17 protein-coding genes, 1 tRNA gene, 1 pseudogene and 1 other annotated feature are annotated in these 18126 nt (G+C 37.1%); of the genes and pseudogenes, 17 read left to right on the top strand and 2 right to left on the bottom strand.

Going from position 1 to position 18126, the window contains the following annotated elements:
• From ON15_RS01625 to ON15_RS01600, 6 genes are all read left to right on the top strand, one after another.
• The coding region (locus ON15_RS01625) for an EF-Tu C-terminal domain-related protein (protein WP_010579724.1) at positions 1–260 on the top strand (260 nt) is incomplete at its 5' end.
• A gap of 190 nt (positions 261–450) precedes the next feature.
• Entirely contained in the window at positions 451–1755 is a 1305-nt protein-coding gene (gene tig / locus ON15_RS01620) for a trigger factor (RefSeq protein WP_010579723.1), read from the top strand.
• A gap of 136 nt (positions 1756–1891) precedes the next feature.
• Complete coding sequence (gene clpX, locus ON15_RS01615) at positions 1892–3139, top strand: ATP-dependent Clp protease ATP-binding subunit ClpX (RefSeq protein WP_010579722.1); 1248 nt, start codon at positions 1892–1894, stop codon at positions 3137–3139.
• Between the two features lie 86 nt (positions 3140–3225).
• Positions 3226–4656 carry an NADP-dependent phosphogluconate dehydrogenase gene (gene gndA, locus ON15_RS01610; RefSeq protein WP_010579721.1) on the top strand — a complete coding sequence of 477 codons (1431 nt, stop codon included), beginning with the start codon at positions 3226–3228 and terminating at the stop codon, positions 4654–4656.
• A 170-nt stretch (positions 4657–4826) separates the two neighbouring features.
• Positions 4827–5513, top strand: coding sequence for a response regulator transcription factor (locus ON15_RS01605; RefSeq protein WP_010579720.1), 687 nt, complete (start codon positions 4827–4829; stop codon positions 5511–5513).
• Between the two features lie 65 nt (positions 5514–5578).
• Entirely contained in the window at positions 5579–7048 is a 1470-nt protein-coding gene (locus ON15_RS01600; protein ID WP_081580130.1) for a HAMP domain-containing sensor histidine kinase, read from the top strand.
• Positions 7049–7095: 47 nt separating this feature from the next.
• On the opposite strand, the pseudogene yidC reads toward ON15_RS01600, so the two are convergent.
• Both yidC and ON15_RS01590 read right to left on the bottom strand, forming a co-directional pair.
• Positions 7096–8033 (bottom strand): annotated as a pseudogene (gene yidC / locus ON15_RS01595) (membrane protein insertase YidC).
• A 97-nt stretch (positions 8034–8130) separates the two neighbouring features.
• Complete coding sequence (locus ON15_RS01590) at positions 8131–8406, bottom strand: acylphosphatase (RefSeq protein ID WP_010579718.1); 276 nt, start codon at positions 8404–8406, stop codon at positions 8131–8133.
• An 82-nt stretch (positions 8407–8488) separates the two neighbouring features.
• Here ON15_RS01590 and ON15_RS01585 point away from each other — a divergent pair, with 82 nt between their 5' ends.
• From ON15_RS01585 to ON15_RS01535, 11 genes are all read left to right on the top strand, one after another.
• Positions 8489–9265 carry a TrmH family RNA methyltransferase gene (locus ON15_RS01585; RefSeq protein WP_010579717.1) on the top strand — a complete coding sequence of 259 codons (777 nt, stop codon included), beginning with the start codon at positions 8489–8491 and terminating at the stop codon, positions 9263–9265.
• Between the two features lie 96 nt (positions 9266–9361).
• Positions 9362–9862, top strand: coding sequence for an HD domain-containing protein (locus tag ON15_RS01580; protein WP_010579716.1), 501 nt, complete (start codon positions 9362–9364; stop codon positions 9860–9862).
• A 98-nt stretch (positions 9863–9960) separates the two neighbouring features.
• Positions 9961–10302, top strand: a complete 342-nt coding sequence (locus ON15_RS01575; protein WP_010579715.1) for a winged helix-turn-helix transcriptional regulator — start codon at positions 9961–9963, stop codon at positions 10300–10302.
• 43 nt (positions 10303–10345) lie between these two features.
• Positions 10346–10564 (top strand) — a binding site (T-box leader).
• A gap of 49 nt (positions 10565–10613) precedes the next feature.
• Entirely contained in the window at positions 10614–11660 is a 1047-nt protein-coding gene (pheS, locus tag ON15_RS01570) for a phenylalanine--tRNA ligase subunit alpha (RefSeq protein WP_010579714.1), read from the top strand.
• Positions 11661–11667: 7 nt separating this feature from the next.
• Positions 11668–14079 carry a phenylalanine--tRNA ligase subunit beta gene (gene pheT / locus ON15_RS01565; RefSeq protein ID WP_010579713.1) on the top strand — a complete coding sequence of 804 codons (2412 nt, stop codon included), beginning with the start codon at positions 11668–11670 and terminating at the stop codon, positions 14077–14079.
• A gap of 137 nt (positions 14080–14216) precedes the next feature.
• Entirely contained in the window at positions 14217–15353 is a 1137-nt protein-coding gene (gene mltG / locus ON15_RS01560) for an endolytic transglycosylase MltG (protein WP_010579712.1), read from the top strand.
• Between the two features lie 33 nt (positions 15354–15386).
• Positions 15387–16037 carry a uridine kinase gene (udk, locus tag ON15_RS01555; protein WP_010579711.1) on the top strand — a complete coding sequence of 217 codons (651 nt, stop codon included), beginning with the start codon at positions 15387–15389 and terminating at the stop codon, positions 16035–16037.
• A 22-nt stretch (positions 16038–16059) separates the two neighbouring features.
• The gene (gene greA, locus ON15_RS01550) at positions 16060–16539 is read left to right on the top strand and encodes a transcription elongation factor GreA (protein WP_010579710.1); all 480 of its coding nucleotides are present in this window, start codon (positions 16060–16062) and stop codon (positions 16537–16539) included.
• Positions 16540–16610: 71 nt separating this feature from the next.
• Entirely contained in the window at positions 16611–17036 is a 426-nt protein-coding gene (locus tag ON15_RS01545) for a hypothetical protein (RefSeq protein ID WP_010579709.1), read from the top strand.
• A gap of 11 nt (positions 17037–17047) precedes the next feature.
• A complete protein-coding gene (locus ON15_RS01540) occupies positions 17048–17803 on the top strand; it encodes an NADPH-dependent oxidoreductase (RefSeq protein ID WP_010579708.1) in 756 nt (251 codons plus the stop codon).
• Positions 17804–17866: 63 nt separating this feature from the next.
• Positions 17867–17954 (top strand) — tRNA-Ser (locus ON15_RS01535).
• The last annotated feature ends 172 nt before the right edge of the window (positions 17955–18126 follow it).

The following is an 18126-nucleotide window of genomic DNA, read 5'->3' as shown; positions in this document are numbered from 1 at the left end:
TTTATGTCTTAACCAAAGAAGAAGGTGGCCGTCATACACCATTCTTCTCAAATTATCGTCCACAATTTTACTTCCATACTACAGATGTTACTGGTGTAATCGAATTGCCTGAAGGCGTAGAAATGGTTATGCCTGGTGATAATGTAACCTTTACAGTAGAATTAATTGCTCCAGTTGCAATTGAAAAGGGCTTGAAATTTACTGTTCGTGAAGGTGGAAGAACTGTTGGTGCAGGTGTCGTTTCCGACGTCTTGGATTAATGGTATTTTAACTCGGGTAAATTGCCCGAGCTTTTGTACATATTTATAATTGATTTTGATTAGACTTGATTGAGAGGACAATCAAGTCTTTTTTTAAACAGAATCATTTACAATTAGAGTTATTTAAGTTAGAATTATAAAGTATGTGTTAGTTCTTTTTTGAATAAATTTTTTGTGCGGAGGGAAAATAATGTCTGCAAAATGGGAAAAACAAAGTGAGAATACAGGCAAACTTACTTTTGAAATTGAACCTGATAAGATTAAAGAGGGTTTGGATCAAGCCTTCTTAAAAGTTAAAAAGAATTTGAATGTTCCTGGTTTTCGTAAGGGACGAGTTCCACGTCAAATTTTCGATCATTTATATGGTGAAGAGGCACTTTATCAAGATGCTGTTAATATTTTGTTACCAGATGCTTACAGTGCAGCAATTGCAGAAACAGAAATTAAACCAGTTGATCAACCAAAAATTGATGTGAAAAGCATGGAAAAAGGTCAGTCTTGGGTCTTAACAGCTGATGTAACAGTTGAACCCGAAGTTGAAGTTGGCGATTATCGAGGCTTAGAAGTAGCTGCTCATTCGACTGAGGTCAGTGATGATGAAGTTGCCGCTGAATTGAAGAAAAAGCGTGATCAGCAAGCTGAACTTGTTTTAAAGGAAGATCAGCCAGCAGCTAAGGGTGATACCGTAATCATCGATTTTGAAGGCAAGGTTGACGGTGAGAAGTTTGATGGTGGCACAGCTAAGAATTATTCGCTGGAACTGGGTTCTAACGCTTTTATTCCCGGTTTTGAAGACCAATTAATTGGACATAAAGCTGAGGATGAAGTAGAAGTTAAGGTAACATTCCCTGATGATTATCAGGCACATGATCTTCAAGGCAAAGAAGCTGTTTTCTCCGTTAAGTTACATGAGGTTAAAGAGAAACAGTTGCCAGACTTAGATGATGATTTTGCTAAGGATGTTGATGAAGAGGTTGACACTTTAGAAGAATTAAAAGCCAAGATCAAAGAACAACTGCAAGATAGTAAAAAGCAAGCTGCTAAAGAGGCGGTTCAAGATGAGGCAATCGATAAGGCAGTTACTAACGCTAAAATTGGACCGATTCCAGCAGCAATGCTTGAAGAGGATGTCAAACGTCAAATGGATCAGTATCTAAACGGCATGCAGCAACAAGGAATTAGTCCAGAGACGTATTATAAGATTACTGGTACTTCTGAAAAAGATTTACGTAAACAATTTGAAGATGGAGCTGAAAAACGCGTTAAGACCAATTTAGTATTGGAAGCAATTGTTGCTAAGGAAGATGTTGAAGTAACTGCTGATGAAATTAATCAGGAGCTTGAAAACTTAGCTAAGGAATATAATATGAAAGCGGACGTAATCCGTAAGTCATTAAGTGATGAGATGCTGAAACATGATATTGCTATTCGCAAAGTGATTGATGAAATTACTGAATCAGCTAAACAGGTTGAAAAATCTGAATCAGCTAAATAAATTGACAAGTTACTAGGCTTGTTTCCTTCACGTCAGTCTTTTGGCTGGCGTGTTTCTTTTATTGATCGCTTAACTATTAGCCTTTGGAGCAGCTCTTTGGTAAAATAAGATGAATAATATCTTTAGGAGGAAAGCAATGTTTGAAGATAGTGATAAGAATGGCCCAGTAGTCTGTTCATTTTGTGGTAAATCGCAAGACCAAGTAAAAAAAATAGTTGCTGGCCCTGGGGTATACATTTGTAATGAATGTATTGATTTGTGCAAGGAAATAATTGATGAGGAATTTAAGGCTGAATTGTCTGAAGATTTAATTAATGTGCCCAAACCGCATGAGATTGTTAATATTTTGAATCAATACGTAATTGGCCAAGAGCAAGCTAAAAAAACTTTGGCTGTTGCAGTCTATAATCATTATAAGCGAATCAGTTCCGAGCTAAATCAAGATGACGAAACAGAATTGCAAAAGAGTAATATTTGTTTAGTTGGTCCAACTGGATCAGGAAAAACCTTTTTAGCTCAAAGCCTAGCTAAGATTTTGAATGTTCCATTTGCAATTGCCGATGCAACAACGTTAACTGAAGCCGGTTATGTGGGCGAAGATGTTGAGAACATTTTACTAAAGTTACTGCAAAATGCTGATTATGATGTTGAACGTGCGCAACGTGGCATCATTTATATCGATGAAATTGACAAGATTGCTAAAAAAAGTGAAAATGTTTCAATTACCAGGGATGTTTCTGGAGAAGGTGTTCAACAAGCTTTACTAAAGATCTTGGAGGGAACAATTGCTAATGTCCCGCCACAGGGTGGGAGAAAGCACCCACAACAAGAATTTATCCAGCTGGATACTACTAATATTTTGTTTATTGTTGGTGGTGCATTTGATGGAATCGAAGAAATTGTTAAACGGCGCCTGGGAGACCAAACAATTGGTTTTGGAGCAACTGCTGAGAATAAACTTGATGAGAGTAAAAGCTTAATGCAGCAAATTATTCCAGAGGATTTGTTAAAATTCGGCTTAATTCCAGAATTTATCGGTCGCTTGCCGATTTTAACTGCTTTGGAAAAATTGACTGAAGGAGATTTAGTCCGAATTTTAACTGAACCGAAGAATGCTTTAGTTAAACAATATGCGAAATTAATGAAGATGGATGGTGTTAAATTGACGTTTACGCCAGCAGCTTTAAAAGAAGTGGCTCGTTTAGCAATTGAAAGAAAAACTGGAGCACGTGGTTTGCGATCAATCATTGAAAATACTATGCGAGATGTAATGTTTGATACACCGAGTCAGGAAAACATTGCTGAAGTTATTGTTACTCCAAAAAGCGTTGATGGAAATAACTCTCCACAAATTATCCATCGTGATGATCAACAGGCTTCTTAATGGGAAATTTGTTTTAAATGCGCTTTAACTTTAACGAGGATTTTGATAGGATAAAATTGATTGGAATTTTTTAAGGAGGGTTAAGGATGGGTAAACCACAAATTGGTGTTATTGGTATGGCTGTCATGGGTAAAAACTTAGCTTTAAATATTGAAAGCCGTGGATATCCGGTGGCAATTTTTAATCGAACCGGTGCTAAAACAAAACAGGTTGTTGCGGATCATCCTAAACGCAATTTAGTGCCAAGCTACTCAATTGAAGAGTTTGTTGATTCTTTGGAACGACCACGGCGGATTATTTTAATGATCAAAGCGGGTTCGCCGACTGATAGTATTATCAAACAATTATTGCCGCATTTGGAAAAAGGTGATGTTTTAATTGATGGTGGTAATACTTTCTTTGGTGATACAATGCGGCGCAATGCCAAGTTAGACGAGTCAGGTATCAATTTCATTGGAATGGGAGTTTCTGGCGGTGAAAAGGGTGCGTTAGAAGGCCCATCATTAATGCCAGGTGGTCAAAAAGAAGCCTATGATTTAGTAGAACCAATTTTGCAAAAGATTGCGGCCAAAGCAAGCGATGGAACTCCGTGTGTAACTTATATTGGGCCGAATGGTGCTGGTCACTATGTAAAAATGGTTCATAATGGTATTGAATATGGCGACATGGAACTAATTGCCGAAAGTTATAATTTGCTTCGTCAGATTCTTGGCTTATCAGTTAAAGAAATTGCGACAATTTTTAATAATTGGAATCAAGGCGAATTGGATAGCTACTTAATAGCAATTACAGCTGAAATTTTGACACGTGATGATGATTTGGGAACAGGAAAGCCAATTGTTGATGTCATTCTTGATCGAGCAGGCAATAAAGGCACTGGTAAATGGAGTTCTCAAAGTGCGCTCGAGCTCGGAGTTCCACAATCATTGATCACTGAGTCTGTATATGCGCGGTATATTTCAGCTTTAAAAGATGAGCGGGTTAAAGCAAGTCAGGTTTTAGCTGGACCGCAGACATCAAAGCCGTCATTGACCAAAAAGCAAAGACAAGAATTAGTCGAAAAAATTCGTCGAGCGCTTTACTTTAGTAAAATTATGAGTTATGCTCAGGGCTTTGAACAATTACGATTTGCTTCCGAGTATTTTGATTGGCAACTGAACTATGGTGAGTTAGCAATGATCTGGCGGGGTGGCTGCATCATTCGTGCTCAATTTCTTCAAAAAATTACAGATGCTTTTAACCACGATCCAAAACTTAAAAACTTGTTGTTAGATTCGTATTTTAAAGAAGTTACCCAAAAATATCAAGCAGCTGTTAGAGATGTTTCAGCACTGGCTATTAAATCTGGCATTGCTGTCCCTGGTTTTACGGCCGCAATTACCTATTTTGATCAATATCGTTCGGCAGTTTTACCAGCAAACATCATTCAAGCTCAGCGTGATTATTTTGGAGCCCACACTTATGAAAGAAATGATCGACCAGGGATCTATCATTATGAATGGTATCACGAAGAATAATCTTAGCTGATCAGTTGAATAACTGAAGAACTGTTCGAAACATTTGTTTTGTAGCAGTTCTTTTATTTTCAAGTTTGTTTAAAAAGGGCGACTAAATTCAATTTTTGTGGTAAATTAGAAATTGAAAGTTAATAAAAGATTAATTAAATTTTAAATTAGGAGTGTCAGGTATGAGCCGTATATTAATAATTGAGGATGAAAAAAATTTGGCTCGCTTTGTCGAATTAGAATTACAACATGAAGGCTATGAAACTGAAGTTCATTATAATGGACGAACTGGACTCGAGGCAGCACTTGAAAATGATTGGGATGCAATTTTGCTTGATTTGATGCTGCCAGTTTTAAATGGCCTAGAAGTTTGCCGGCGAATTCGACAGGTAAAGAGTACACCGATTATCATGATGACAGCTCGAGATTCAGTCATTGATCGAGTTTCTGGACTGGATCACGGAGCAGATGACTATATCGTTAAACCATTTGCAATTGAAGAGCTTTTGGCAAGATTAAGAGCTTTATTGCGGCGAGTTAAGATTGAAAGTAAGCAAAATTCTGTTAAACAAACTAAAGTAACTTTTAAGGATTTAACGATTGAAAAAGAAAATCGGGTAGTCCGCCGTGGTGATGAGGTTATTGAATTAACTAAACGTGAATATGAACTATTATTGACCTTAATGGAAAATGTCAATGTTGTTTTATCACGGGATGTTTTGTTAAAAAAAGTTTGGGGTTATGAATCTGAGATTGAAACCAATGTGGTTGATGTTTATATTCGTTATTTACGAAATAAGATTGATCGTCGTGGTGAAGAAAGTTATATTCAAACGGTTCGTGGAACGGGGTATGTGATGCGTTCGTGATTAAAAATAAAAGTAAAAACTTGAAAATCAAGCGGCAGGCTAATTCCCGCCGCTTTTCATTAAAAATGAAATGGTCAATTGGTACGGGGATCGGTGTGCTATTGATTTATGGGATATTTTCTATTTTATTGTTTCAAAGCTTTTCAAACTTACTTTTACGTCAGGAACAGCAATATGCGCAAGATGCGTTAACGGTAGCACAAAATAAGTTGGCCAGTTTAAAGCACGAATTTAATTCGGCTAATGTTGCTGGTTTATTGAGTTCAGATGTTGACTTAGTTCACGAAGATCACGAGCATCATAAAAACTTGTACTCAAATGATGTTTTTGTGACCTTATCGCGAAAAAATATTGGAGTTAGCGTTTATAATCGACAAAGGCAACAGGTCTTTGCCTCACGTTCAGTGCCGGTTAAATTTACTGCTAAAAGTAAAACGCAAACGACTTTCCTTGCTCAGGAAGGTGTCCATGTTTTTGTTAAACGCAGTCCGGTTTACAGCAAGGCTGGACATCACTTGCTTGGTTATGTCCAGGTTACCAATCGTTTAGTTGATTATGATGCGACACGCGGGAAACTAATTTTAATTTTTTTAGTTTTTGGCTTAACAGCTGCCCTAGCTAGTGCTTTGCTAGGATATGTTTTAGCAGCTTGGCTGTTGCGACCAATAGATTTGATCAATGAAACAATTGAAAAAATTAACCAGGCTGATGCACAAAATGATCCGGTTGCTAATGTCCGAGTGCCAGTTGCTAGTCATCATGATGAATTAACTGAGCTGAGTCAATTATTTAATATTATGCTGGATCGAATGCAACGTTATATTGAGCAGCAGCAACAGTTTGTCGAAGATGTTTCTCATGAATTACGGACACCGGTAGCAATTATTCAAGGTCATCTAGAATTGTTAAATCGTTGGGGTAAAGATGATCCCCAAGTTTTAGAGGAATCAATTGCTGCTTCATTGCAAGAAATTAATCGCATGAAAAGCTTAGTACAAGAAATGTTAGACTTGTCACGAGCGGAACAGGTTGAAATTCATTTTAAAAATGAACTGTCTGATGCTCGAGAAGTTGCCTTGCAAGTGTTTAATAATTTTAAAATGATTCATCCGGACTTTTCATTTGTGATGGATAATGATTTAGAAGAGAAAACATTAGTAAAAATCTATCGCAATCATTTGGAACAGGTGTTGATTATTTTAATGGACAACGCTGTTAAGTATTCAAAAGAACGCTTAGAAATCCATTTATCAGTTTCTAAAAATTCTCGTTATGTTGAAATAGCTGTTCAAGATTTTGGCGAGGGAATTTCACAAGATGATATTAATAAAGTTTTTGATCGTTTCTATCGGGTTGATAAAGCTCGTAGTCGTGGCAAAGGTGGCAATGGCTTGGGACTTTCGATTGCTAAACGGTTAATTGAAGGCTATCATGGACAATTAACCTTAGAAAGTGTCTTAGGCCAAGGCTCGATTTTTAGGATTTTCGTACCTTTAAATATTGAGGCTGAGTCTTTACCAGCTGAGGATAAATAGACAAATATACTAAAAAAGCTGAATTCATTAAGAATTCAGCTTTTTACTTATTTATGGCGATGTTGTTTACCAGCATTTCGTTTGCGATTGCGATTAGCAATTTTTTCTTTAGTAACTTTTTCAATCTCAGCCTTTTGTTGTTTCAAATTAGATGAAGCTTTTTGAACTTCTTCCTGGACGATTTTTTTAGGTGGGTTTTTTCTTAATTCAGCTTGAATTTCAGCTCTGATCTTGGGCCGCATTAAGTTTATCAAGACAACTTGGATGCAAGCAAAGATTCCACCAATAAAGAAGTAAAGACCTAAACCAGCTGGTGAAAACAAAGTCATCGCAGTCAGCATGATTGGGCTCATAAACATCATCGATTGCATTTGTTTTTTTGCTCAGCCGGAATTCCTAAAGTTGAAAGATACCCTTGGAACAGGTAGATTAAAAATGTCAGAATTGCTAAAATATAACTTTTCTGTCCCAAATTGATTCCCAAAAAGTATGATTTTGATAACTCTGGGGAATATTGGATGGCTGCATATAAAGCAGCAAAAATTGGCATCTGGATCAGAATTGGTAAACAACCAATTCCGCCCGTCAAAGAGACCCCATTATTCCGATAAAGTTCCATCATCTGCTGACTTACCCGATTTTTTTCTTCGGCTGTTTTTGCTTCCTTTTGTCTTTTTTGGATCTCTACCAGTTGCGGCCGAATTGATGACAACTTTTCCTGTTGCACAGTTGCTTGTTTTGATTGACGTAACATCAATGGCATTAAAGCTAAACGAACAATAAAAGTAATTACAATGATTGCCCAACCAAAACTTCCACCCAACTGATTAGATAAGCTGACCATTATGTGTTGAGTAGGCACCGCCAAATAATCGTAAACTACTCCGTAGGGTTTTCCACTGCTTGTTCGCTGGACACAGCCACTAAGAAAAAAGGCTAACGAAAAAAAGAGAGGCAGCATTATAAAACGTTTTAATTTTTTCATGATCTAATCCCTTTCAAATGAACTACGTAATTTACTATACTTTATCTGTTGCCCTTTTTCAATTTTGTTTTTAATTAATTAAGATTTTCTTCATTCTTTAGTAAGTAACACGGAATTTTTGATAATCAGGATTTGGTGCAATTAAGGAAACATCTGCTTTTTCTACCCGACCGCTAGGAGATGGTGATAACTTTACCCTTGCGATGAATTCCTGGACCGCAATTGATGGTCCTTGGGCTTCAATATAAACAGAACCATCAGCCTCATTGCGAACAATACCGGCAATTTTTAAGCGATCGGCTAAAATTTTGGTGCAATAGCGAAACCCAACTCCTTGAACGAGACCATAAACTTTTATCCTTACAGCTATCATATTAATCACCTTGATCAATTATTTTTGTTTATTTCTATGATATACTAAATGACAGTATTTAATCAATTGATGGGGTCAAATGATGAAAAAAATTGAATCAATTCAAAACAGATATGTTAAAAACTGGACAAAATTAAAAACCAAAAAGGGTAGAAAGATTCAGCAATCCTACTTATTAGAAGGATGGCATTTAGTTAAAGAGGCATTATTAGCACAAATAAAATTGCAAGTCATTTTAGTCACTGCGGATTTTAAGGAACAAGCTGAACTAACAAAGTTAATTAATCAGGAACAGCAGCTAATTTTAATTTCACCAGTTATTGCTGAAAAAATTAGTGATACAGGTCATCCACAAGGAATCTTTGCAATTGCTGCCCTTGAAAAAAGTCTTGCGGAAATTCCGGCTGAACTTGCTGGGAAATGGCTGCTGCTTGATAATGTGCAAGATCCTGGAAATATTGGTACAATGGTTCGAACAGCTGATGCGGCTGGCTTTAGCGGGGTAGTATTTGGTAGAGGAACCGCGGATTTATTTCAACCAAAAGTTGTCCGGTCAATGCAGGGCAGTCAATTTCATATTAGATTGTTTACTGGCAATCTAAGCGATTGGCTCACAGCCTTTGCTCAATCTGGTTATCCGGTTTGGGGAACAGAAGTTAGCGCGCAGGCTTTAGATTATCGCCAGGTTAAGCGTACTCATAATTTTGCATTGATTATGGGGAATGAAGGCAATGGCGTCGACTTTCAATTGCTGAAACAAACGACTCAAAATATTTATATTCCGATATACGGTCAAGCTGAATCACTAAATGTGGCAGTAGCAGCTGGAATTTTAATGTTTCAACTTAGCAATTATTAAATTTTTTTAAATCAATGGTGATTTTGGCTGCTTTTTCTTGAAAATGGTCTGTAGAATGCTTTATTATGAAAACAGTTATAGTAAGAGAGGTATTATATGAAAAAAGATGAATGGCGTCAAGATCAAGAATATTTGAGTTATGTTGGTGAGTTATTGGAGCGTCCAGAAGTTCAAAGTTTGGCTAATTATAAACAGCATTACTTTTCAAATCGGTTGGAACATTCAATTTCAGTTTCATATGATAGTTATCGGATTGCAAAAAGATTGCATTTAAATGCACGGGCAACAGCTCGGGCAGGATTATTGCATGATTTATTTTATTATGATTGGCGGACGACTAAGTTTAATAGCGGTACACATGCTTGGATTCATCCGCGAATTGCAGTTAGAAATGCTGAGAAGTTTACACATCTTAGTTTGCTCGAACGTGACATTATTCTTAAACATATGTGGGGAGCAACTTTAATGCCGCCCAAATATCCTGAAGGTTATATTGTTACAGCGGTCGATAAATATGAGGCTACTTCAGAGTTTAGTTTACCACTTTTTTTCCGCTATGAAAAAAGGGTGAAACAACGTTTGAAAATTTCAAATTAGATTCAGTGAGCTGCCTTTAATTAAAAGCAGCTTTTTTTTGATTAAAAATGTTATACTATGTTTTAATAGTACTTTTTTCTTTGAGGGGAGGATAATTGATGGCTGAAACAGGAGTAGTTGTTGATTTTAAAGTTTGTCCAAAGTTTGAAAAAACTTTTGGTATTTTGGGAAAAAAATGGAACGGTTTAATTATTGATGTTTTATTGAATGAAGGTCCACAGCGTTTTAAAGAATTAACAGCTAAGATTTCAAAATGTAGTGATCGTGTTTTAGTTGAACGCTTGCGTGAACTTGAAGAAGATGGAATTATTAGTCGTGAATTGGTTTCAGATTGTCGACCAGTTTATAAGTTGACTAAACAAGGTGAGGATTTGAGTCAAGTCATGATTGATGTCCATAAATGGGCAGAGAAATGGTACTCATTGCATGATTGTCAGTAAACTTGACTTGACGAAAATGATTTGGACGGTTAAACTAAAAAATTGAAAAACATTGAAGGAAACTAGTAATATGATCTTTTAGTTTCAGAGAGAGTTGTAGCTGCTGCGAGCAATTCCTAAGAGACATACGAATTTCATTTCTGGAGTTGCAATCGGGATTTGAATTTTAATGAATGATTTGCCGGGAGACCGTTATCTACTTGAGTGTTGGAATGTAAGAACATTTCAAAATTAGGGTGGTAACGCGTGCCTCGTCCCTTTAAGGGGATGGGGTTTTTTTTTATTATTTTAGAAAGGAACGATGAGCAAAAATGAATTTGCAAGAGAAATTACAACGACTGGAACAGCAAGCCTTAGCTGAAATTAAGCAAACAGATAATTTAGAGAAAATCAATAAAATTAGGGTTCATTTATTAGGTAAAAAAGGTCCAATTACTGAAATTTTACGAGGCATGCGTGACCTGCCTAAAGAGCAACGTCCACAAGTTGGTAGCTTTGCCAATGCGGTTAGAGATGAATTAACTGCTGCTATCGCTAAACAAAAAGAACAAGTTGAACTAATTCTAAATTCTAAAAAATTAGAACGTGAAGCGATTGATGTAACGTTACCAGGAGTACCTGTTAAAGCTGGAACGCCACACATCATTATGCAGGTGATTGATCAAATTGAAAAACTATTTTTAGGGATGGGTTATCAAGTTGTTGATGGACCAGAAGTTGAAGAAGATCATTATAACTTTGAAATGATGAACCTGCCTAAAGATCATCCAGCTCGTGATATGCAGGATACCTTTTATATAACTGATCAAATTTTAATGCGGACACAGACTTCGCCAGTTCAAGCACGAACCATGGAAAAACATGATTTCTCTCAAGGACCGTTGAAGATGATTTCTCCTGGTAAAGTTTATCGGCGAGATACCGATGATGCGACTCATTCCCATCAATTCCATCAAGTGGAGGGTTTAGTGATTGATAAACATGTAACAATGGCAGATTTAAAAGGGACGCTTGAAAAAATTGCGCAAACAGTCTTTGGAGCCAAGCGTCAGATTAGGTTGCGCCCAAGTTATTTTCCGTTTACTGAGCCATCGGTTGAAGTAGATGTTTCCTGCTTTAAATGCGGTGGGAAAGGCTGCCAGGTTTGTAAGCAAACGGGCTGGATCGAAGTATTAGGTGCGGGGATGGTTCATCCAAATGTTTTAAAGATGGCAGGTGTTGATCCGCAAATCTTTGGCGGTTTTGCGTTTGGTTTAGGTCCAGATCGCTTTGCCATGTTGAAATATGGTGTTGATGATATTCGCGACTTTTATTTGAATGATGTCCGTGTCTTAGAGCAATTTTCACAAAAGGAGTAATTGAATAATGAAGATTTCAACAAAATGGTTGCAAGATTATCTTAATTTATCAGTGGATCCTCAACAACTAGCTGAAAAAATCGAACGAACGGCAGTTGAGGTCGATCAAACATATCACTTGTCGGATGGATTAAAGGGACTTGTTGTGGGATATGTTAATGAGGCCAAACCACATCCTGATTCAGATCATTTAAATATTTGCCAAGTGGATGTTGGCAAAGGCGAACCAGTTCAGATTTTATGTGGTGCACCTAATCTACAAGCTAAAAAGAAAGTCATTGTTGCTTTGCCGGGAGCACGGATCGCCAATAATGTCAAAATTAAGCGAGCCAAAATGCGTGGGGAAGTTTCGGAGGGGATGATTTGTTCTCTACAGGAAATTGGTTTTAGTGATAGCGTGGTGCCTAAAGAGTTTGCTAATGGGATATATTTTTTACCGGATGATGCTCAAATTGGTAGCAGCATTTTTCCTTATTTAGGAATGGACGAAACAATCATTGATCTTGATGTGACGCCAAATCGGGCAGATATGTTGAGTATGCGGGGCACGGCATATGAGTTAGCGGCCATTTATGATAAACAGCTGCATTTTAAACATCCTCATGTTAAAGAGGATCCAACAACTTCAATTAATGACCTTTTGAAAGTTGAAGTTGATCAAAAATTAGCTCCAACTTATTTAATGCGGGTTATCAAGGGCCTTACAATCAAGTCAAGTCCATTATGGTTGCAAAAACGTCTCTGGAACGCTGGTGTACGACCGATTAATAATGTCGTTGATGTTACTAATTACATTTTACTGGATTATGGTCAACCACTGCATTCGTTTGATTTTGACCAACTTGCGGGCAATCAACTCAAAGTGCGGTTGGCAAAAGAGGGCGAGCAATTAGAAACACTTGATGAACAACAGCGAAAATTGCGCGCGGGTCGTGATATTGTTATTGCCGATGCTCAAGGACCAGTGGCATTAGCTGGTACAATGGGAGGCTTAAGAACCGGAGTAACAGATCAAACAACGACGGTAGCATTGGAAGCTGCTGTCTTTGATCCCTCTCGAGTTCGTCAGACAGCGCGGCGGCATAATTTGCATAGCGAAGCCTCAATGAGATTTGAGCGGGGAATTAATCCAGCAACAGTTGCTGAAGCCTTGGATGCTGCTGCTGAAATGATCGCTGAATTGGGTGATGGGCAAGTTGTTGCTAAACAATTGGTGGCAGCGCAAAAACCTGCTCAAGCCGTGAAGGTAATGATTACTTTACAAAAAATAAATGCCGTTTTAGGGACCCAGCTCGCAGCTGATACAGTAACGAATATTTTTCAGCGTTTAGGTTTTGAAGTAACTGAAGAACAAGGAAAGTATTCAATAACGGTTCCGCCAAGAAGATGGGATATCGGCATTCCGGCAGATTTAATCGAAGAAATCGCACGAATTTATGGTTACGACAATTTGCCGGCTACTTTACCAAATGGTGAATTAACCCCGGGTCATTATACTAAACAACAAAAAATTATTCGGCAAGTAAGACAATTGTTGGAAACCGCCGGCCTAGACCAAGCAATTTCTTATGGGTTGACAACAACAACAAAAGCAGGTCGTTTTATGATGGAGCCATCAGAAGCAACAGAATTGAGTTTTCCGATGAGCTCTGATCGAACAACGATTAGAATGAATTTATTAAGTGGCTTACTAGATGATGTCGCTTATAATGTTGCTCGTAAAGTTAAAAATGTTGACCTTTATGAAGAGGGACGGGTCTTTTATCGTCAGCCTGAACAAGAGCGGCCACGAGAAGTTGAACATGTAGCGGCTGCTATGACGGGGGAAACTATTAGTGGTAGTTGGCACGATCAAGTTCGCCCAGTTGATTTCTTTGTGATTAAGGGAATTGTGGAATTCTTATTGGCAAGATTAGGTGCAACCAATGTTCGGTTTGAAAAAGCAAACGGTCATGAAGAAATGCATCCTGGAAGAACGGCAGATATATATATTCAAGATGAATTTGTTGGTTTTGTCGGTGAAGTTCATCCGACAATCTGCGCTGAATACCATATTGATCGAACTTATGTTTTTGAACTTGATTTACAAAAAATAATTGATCTACCAAACCAAACAGAGGTTTTCCAGCCAGTTTCGAAATATCCAGCGATCAAGCGGGATATTGCTTTGGCAGTTGATCAAGCTACTGAAAATTCAAAGATTATCAATTACCTCTACGCACATGGGGGCAGTTACTTAGTAGATGTCCATTTATTTGATGTCTACCAAGGGAAAGGTGTGCTGCCTGGTAAGAAGTCATTAGCTTATGAATTAACTTACCAAGCTACTGATACAACTTTGTCAGATGAAGTTGTCAATGCAGATTTTAATCATGTTGTAGATCGTTTACAAAGTGAATTCAACGCTATCATTCGATAAAGTTTTTTGAATTAGTTATAAAAGAGCTGAAACAACTCATTTTTTGTTTCAGCTCTTTTAGTTTGTTAATGCATTTTTAAGTATTGTTTTGTATAATAAAATAGATAGTGTTTACCAAATGGAGATGGAGTGGTATTTTGAAGCCTGAAAAAAAAGCTGTCAGTTTAAATGGAAGTAAACAGACAACGACATCTAATAAACGAAAAGCTAATCGAATCATTTATGGAATCGTTAGTTTAATCATTGTGTTACTTTTGATAGTTTGCTGGCGCGGCTATCAATATTTTGATCAATCATTAAAACCGCTGAATCCTAATAGTCAAAAGATTATTGAAGTCAAGATCCCAATCGGCAGTAGTAGTAAACAAATTGGCAGTATTCTCGAACAAAAAAATATTATTAAGAGTAGTTTTGTGTTTGATTATTATGTAAAAAAGCATAACTTTACAAATTTTAAAGCTGGCTATTATGAATTGAAACCTTCAATGACGCTAAAAACCATCGCTAAGAAATTACAAAAAGGTGGCGCAAGTGAATCAATCAAATCTGGCAAGGTTTTAGTTCGTGAGGGGGTTACTGCAGATCAAATTGGCGATGTCGTTCAAACTAAAACCAAATATAGTAAGAAAAAGTTCTTGAAGTTATTAAATAATCAACAGTTCTTAAAGCGCTTAGCGAAACAATATCCGCAATTGTTATCCTCAGCTGTCAATGCTAAACATGTTAGATATAAATTAGAAGGATATCTTTATCCGGCAACTTATATGCTTGGAAAAAACGAAAACTTGCGTGATTTGATTGAAAAAATGGTTGCCAAGACCAATCAGGTGTTAAGTCCTTACTATTCAGAGATCAGTAAGAAAAACTGGACTGTCCAAAAGACTTTGACGTTAGCTTCATTAGTTGAACGCGAGGGTGTCACTAATGATGATCGTTATCGGATTGCCGGAGTTTTTGAGAATCGGCTAAACAAAAAAATGATGATCCAGTCAGATATTTCGGTGTTATACGCTTTAGGTAAACATAAGAAAAATGTTACTTATAAAGACTTAAAGGTGAATTCGCCATATAATCTTTATCGTCATTATGGAGTCGGACCAGGTCCTTTTAATAACCCTAGTTTAGATTCAGTTAAGGCCGTTTTGTATCCAAAGGATTTAGCTCAGGATTACTTGTACTTTATTGCTGATTTAAAAACCGGTAAAGTTTATTTTTCAAAAACATATGCTGAACATCAAGTTTTAGTTAAAAAATTGGCTAAAGATAACAATTGATCTTTGAAATAAATATAGTTAGGAAGTAATACGATGATAAACGATTCAAATCGAAAGCGACCGGTTGTAATTGGTGTAACTGGTGGTTCAGGGAGTGGGAAAACAACAGTTAGTCAGGCCGTTTTTGATCAGTTGCAGCGGCACTCGTTACTAATGTTGCAGGAAGATTCTTATTACAAGGATCAAGCAAACATGTCTTTTAAAGAACGGTTGCAAGTCAATTATGATCATCCTGATGCTTTTGATACTGATTTGCTGATCAGTCAACTCAAAGCCTTATTAAACTGGAAATCAGTTGATATTCCAATTTATGATTATACGGCGCATACCCGGAGTAGTCAGATTAAACATCAGACACCACGCGAGGTAATCATCATTGAAGGAATCTTGGTTTTAAATGATCCGCGGTTACGCGATTTGATGGATATCAAAGTTTTTGTTGATACAGATGATGATATTCGCATTATTCGCCGAATCCAACGTGACATTCAACAGCGGGGAAGATCACTAGAATCGGTTATTAAGCAGTATTTGAAAACCGTTAAACCAATGTATCATCAATTCGTTGAGCCAACCAAACGTTACGCTGACATTATTATTCCGGAAGGTGGTCAAAATAAAGTTGCAATTGATTTGTTAGTGACTAAAATTCGGGATATCCTAAGATGTAATCATGAATTATAATATAATTTGAGGAGTGAAGAAAATGGCAGAAGAAAAAACTTATCCAATGACATTAGAAGGAAAAAAGAAATTAGAGGATGAATTAAATACGCTGAAAACTTCCAAACGAGCAGAAGTTATTAAAAGAATTAAAATTGCTCGTGGATTTGGTGATCTTTCTGAAAACTCAGAGTATGAAGCAGCCAAAAACGAGCAATCATTTGTTGAAGGGCGCATTAAGACGATTGAACAGATGTTGAACCATGCTGAAATCATTGATAATGGCGACATTGATCAAGATGAAATTGCAGTCGGTAAGACGGTTACTTTTAAGGAATTACCTGATGAAGAGCCAGAAACCTATACGATCGTCGGTGCTGCAGAAGCAGATCCATTTGTAGGGAAAATTTCCAATGACTCACCAATTGCTAAGGGACTGGTTGGTCATCATTTAGGCGAAAAAGTTTCAATCGAAACCCCTGGTGGAGAAATGGAAGTTAAGATTTTAGAGGTTAAACAATAGCTTAAATTTTGGAGGGCTAGTTTTCTAGCTCTTTTTTTGAAGTTAGTTTGTCTAGGTGGAGTATTGGGATAATGAAAAAATTTTTTTTAACAAGTGTCGTCGTTGGTGCAGGTTACCTTTGGTGGAAACTTTTAAAAAGATCGCCTCAAAAAGATACTAATTTATCTTCAAAAAAAGTTTTACCAATCAAAAATTTAACTGAAGATCAGCAACTTCCAGTTTCTTTACCAAAAGATCAGCAGTTTTTAGTCAAAATTTATGCTGATCAAAATGAGAGTGATGCAATGAATCTTGCTGATCAACAGCAAGCAATTGACTGGGTACAATGCCATTTTGGTAATAATCATGGTGATTGGCAATGGAAGTGTATTTGGAGTAATGAAAAAGGCTATTTTATCAAAGCAACTTCTCGACAGCTACAACTTGCTGGTTCAATGACTGGAACAGCGATGAGTGTAATGGTGAAGAAAAATGGCCAATTGGATTGGATTTTTTAGGAGAGCTGAAGATGGCAGAAAATTATAATCAAACAATTAAACATCAGTTAACGCATCGGACGATTAGGGCTTTTAAACACCACTGTTTAACCCCAAAACAGTTGCAATTGCTGGTTAAGGTCGTTGATCAAACGGCAACCAGCATGTTTTTGCAGCAACGAACGGTTTTGCATATTACTGATTTGGCTAAGCGGCGAGCAATTTGCCAAGTTTCAAATCAAGCATATGTCGGGGCAAACGGTGATTTATTTATTTTTATTGTTGATCTATTTCGTAATCAACAAATTCGGCAACATTTGGGCAAAAATGATGGTCGATTGCATCAAACTGATATTTTTATTCAGGGTTTGGAAGATGCAATTCTGGGTGTTCAGAACTTTGTAACTGCAGCTGAGAGCTTAGGCTTAGGAGCAGTGATCTTAGGAAGTATTAATAATGATCCACAACGGATGATCGATATTCTCAATCTACCTAAACTAACTTTTCCAGTTTTAGGCGTTCAGGTTGGCATTCCTGATCAAGAACCGCAATTAAAGCCACGCTTACCATTATCAAGCTGTTTTTTTGAAAATAATTATCCGGCAAATTTTAAGCTCGCTGATTTTGAAGCTTATGATCAAATTGTGCGGACGTATTATGATTTACGTGATAGTAATCGGCGAATTGATTCTTTTACCAATCAAATTGGTAAGAAATTAGATCAAAAGTCAACCAAGCGCAATGAGTTATTAAAGGTTCTGCATCATCAAGGACTTTGTTTGAAATAGTTGATCAATGGTAATTGCATTTTTGGTGAACTTTTGGTAGAATGATTTTTGTTGTTAAAGATTGGAGAGTTGGCAGAGTGGTAATGCACCGGACTCGAAATCCGGCGAACCGGTCTATACCGGCGCGCAGGTTCAAATCCTGTACTCTCCTTATCATTCCGTTTTGGATAGTTTTAGAACGTCACATTCCAGTTATGTGGCGTTTTTATTTTACAACGATTGACTAAAAGCTACTGAAAAGGATAGAAACGGAACACAAAGTTAGTCAATGACTAACCAGGAGACAAGAAAAGTTAGTCAATTTTTAATTGGTCAGGAATTTC

Source organism: Liquorilactobacillus vini DSM 20605, assembly GCF_000255495.1.
Taxonomy (GTDB): domain Bacteria; phylum Bacillota; class Bacilli; order Lactobacillales; family Lactobacillaceae; genus Liquorilactobacillus; species Liquorilactobacillus vini.
The sequence above is the reverse complement of the archived record's forward strand: the minus strand, read 5'-3'. Positions and strand labels throughout refer to the sequence as shown.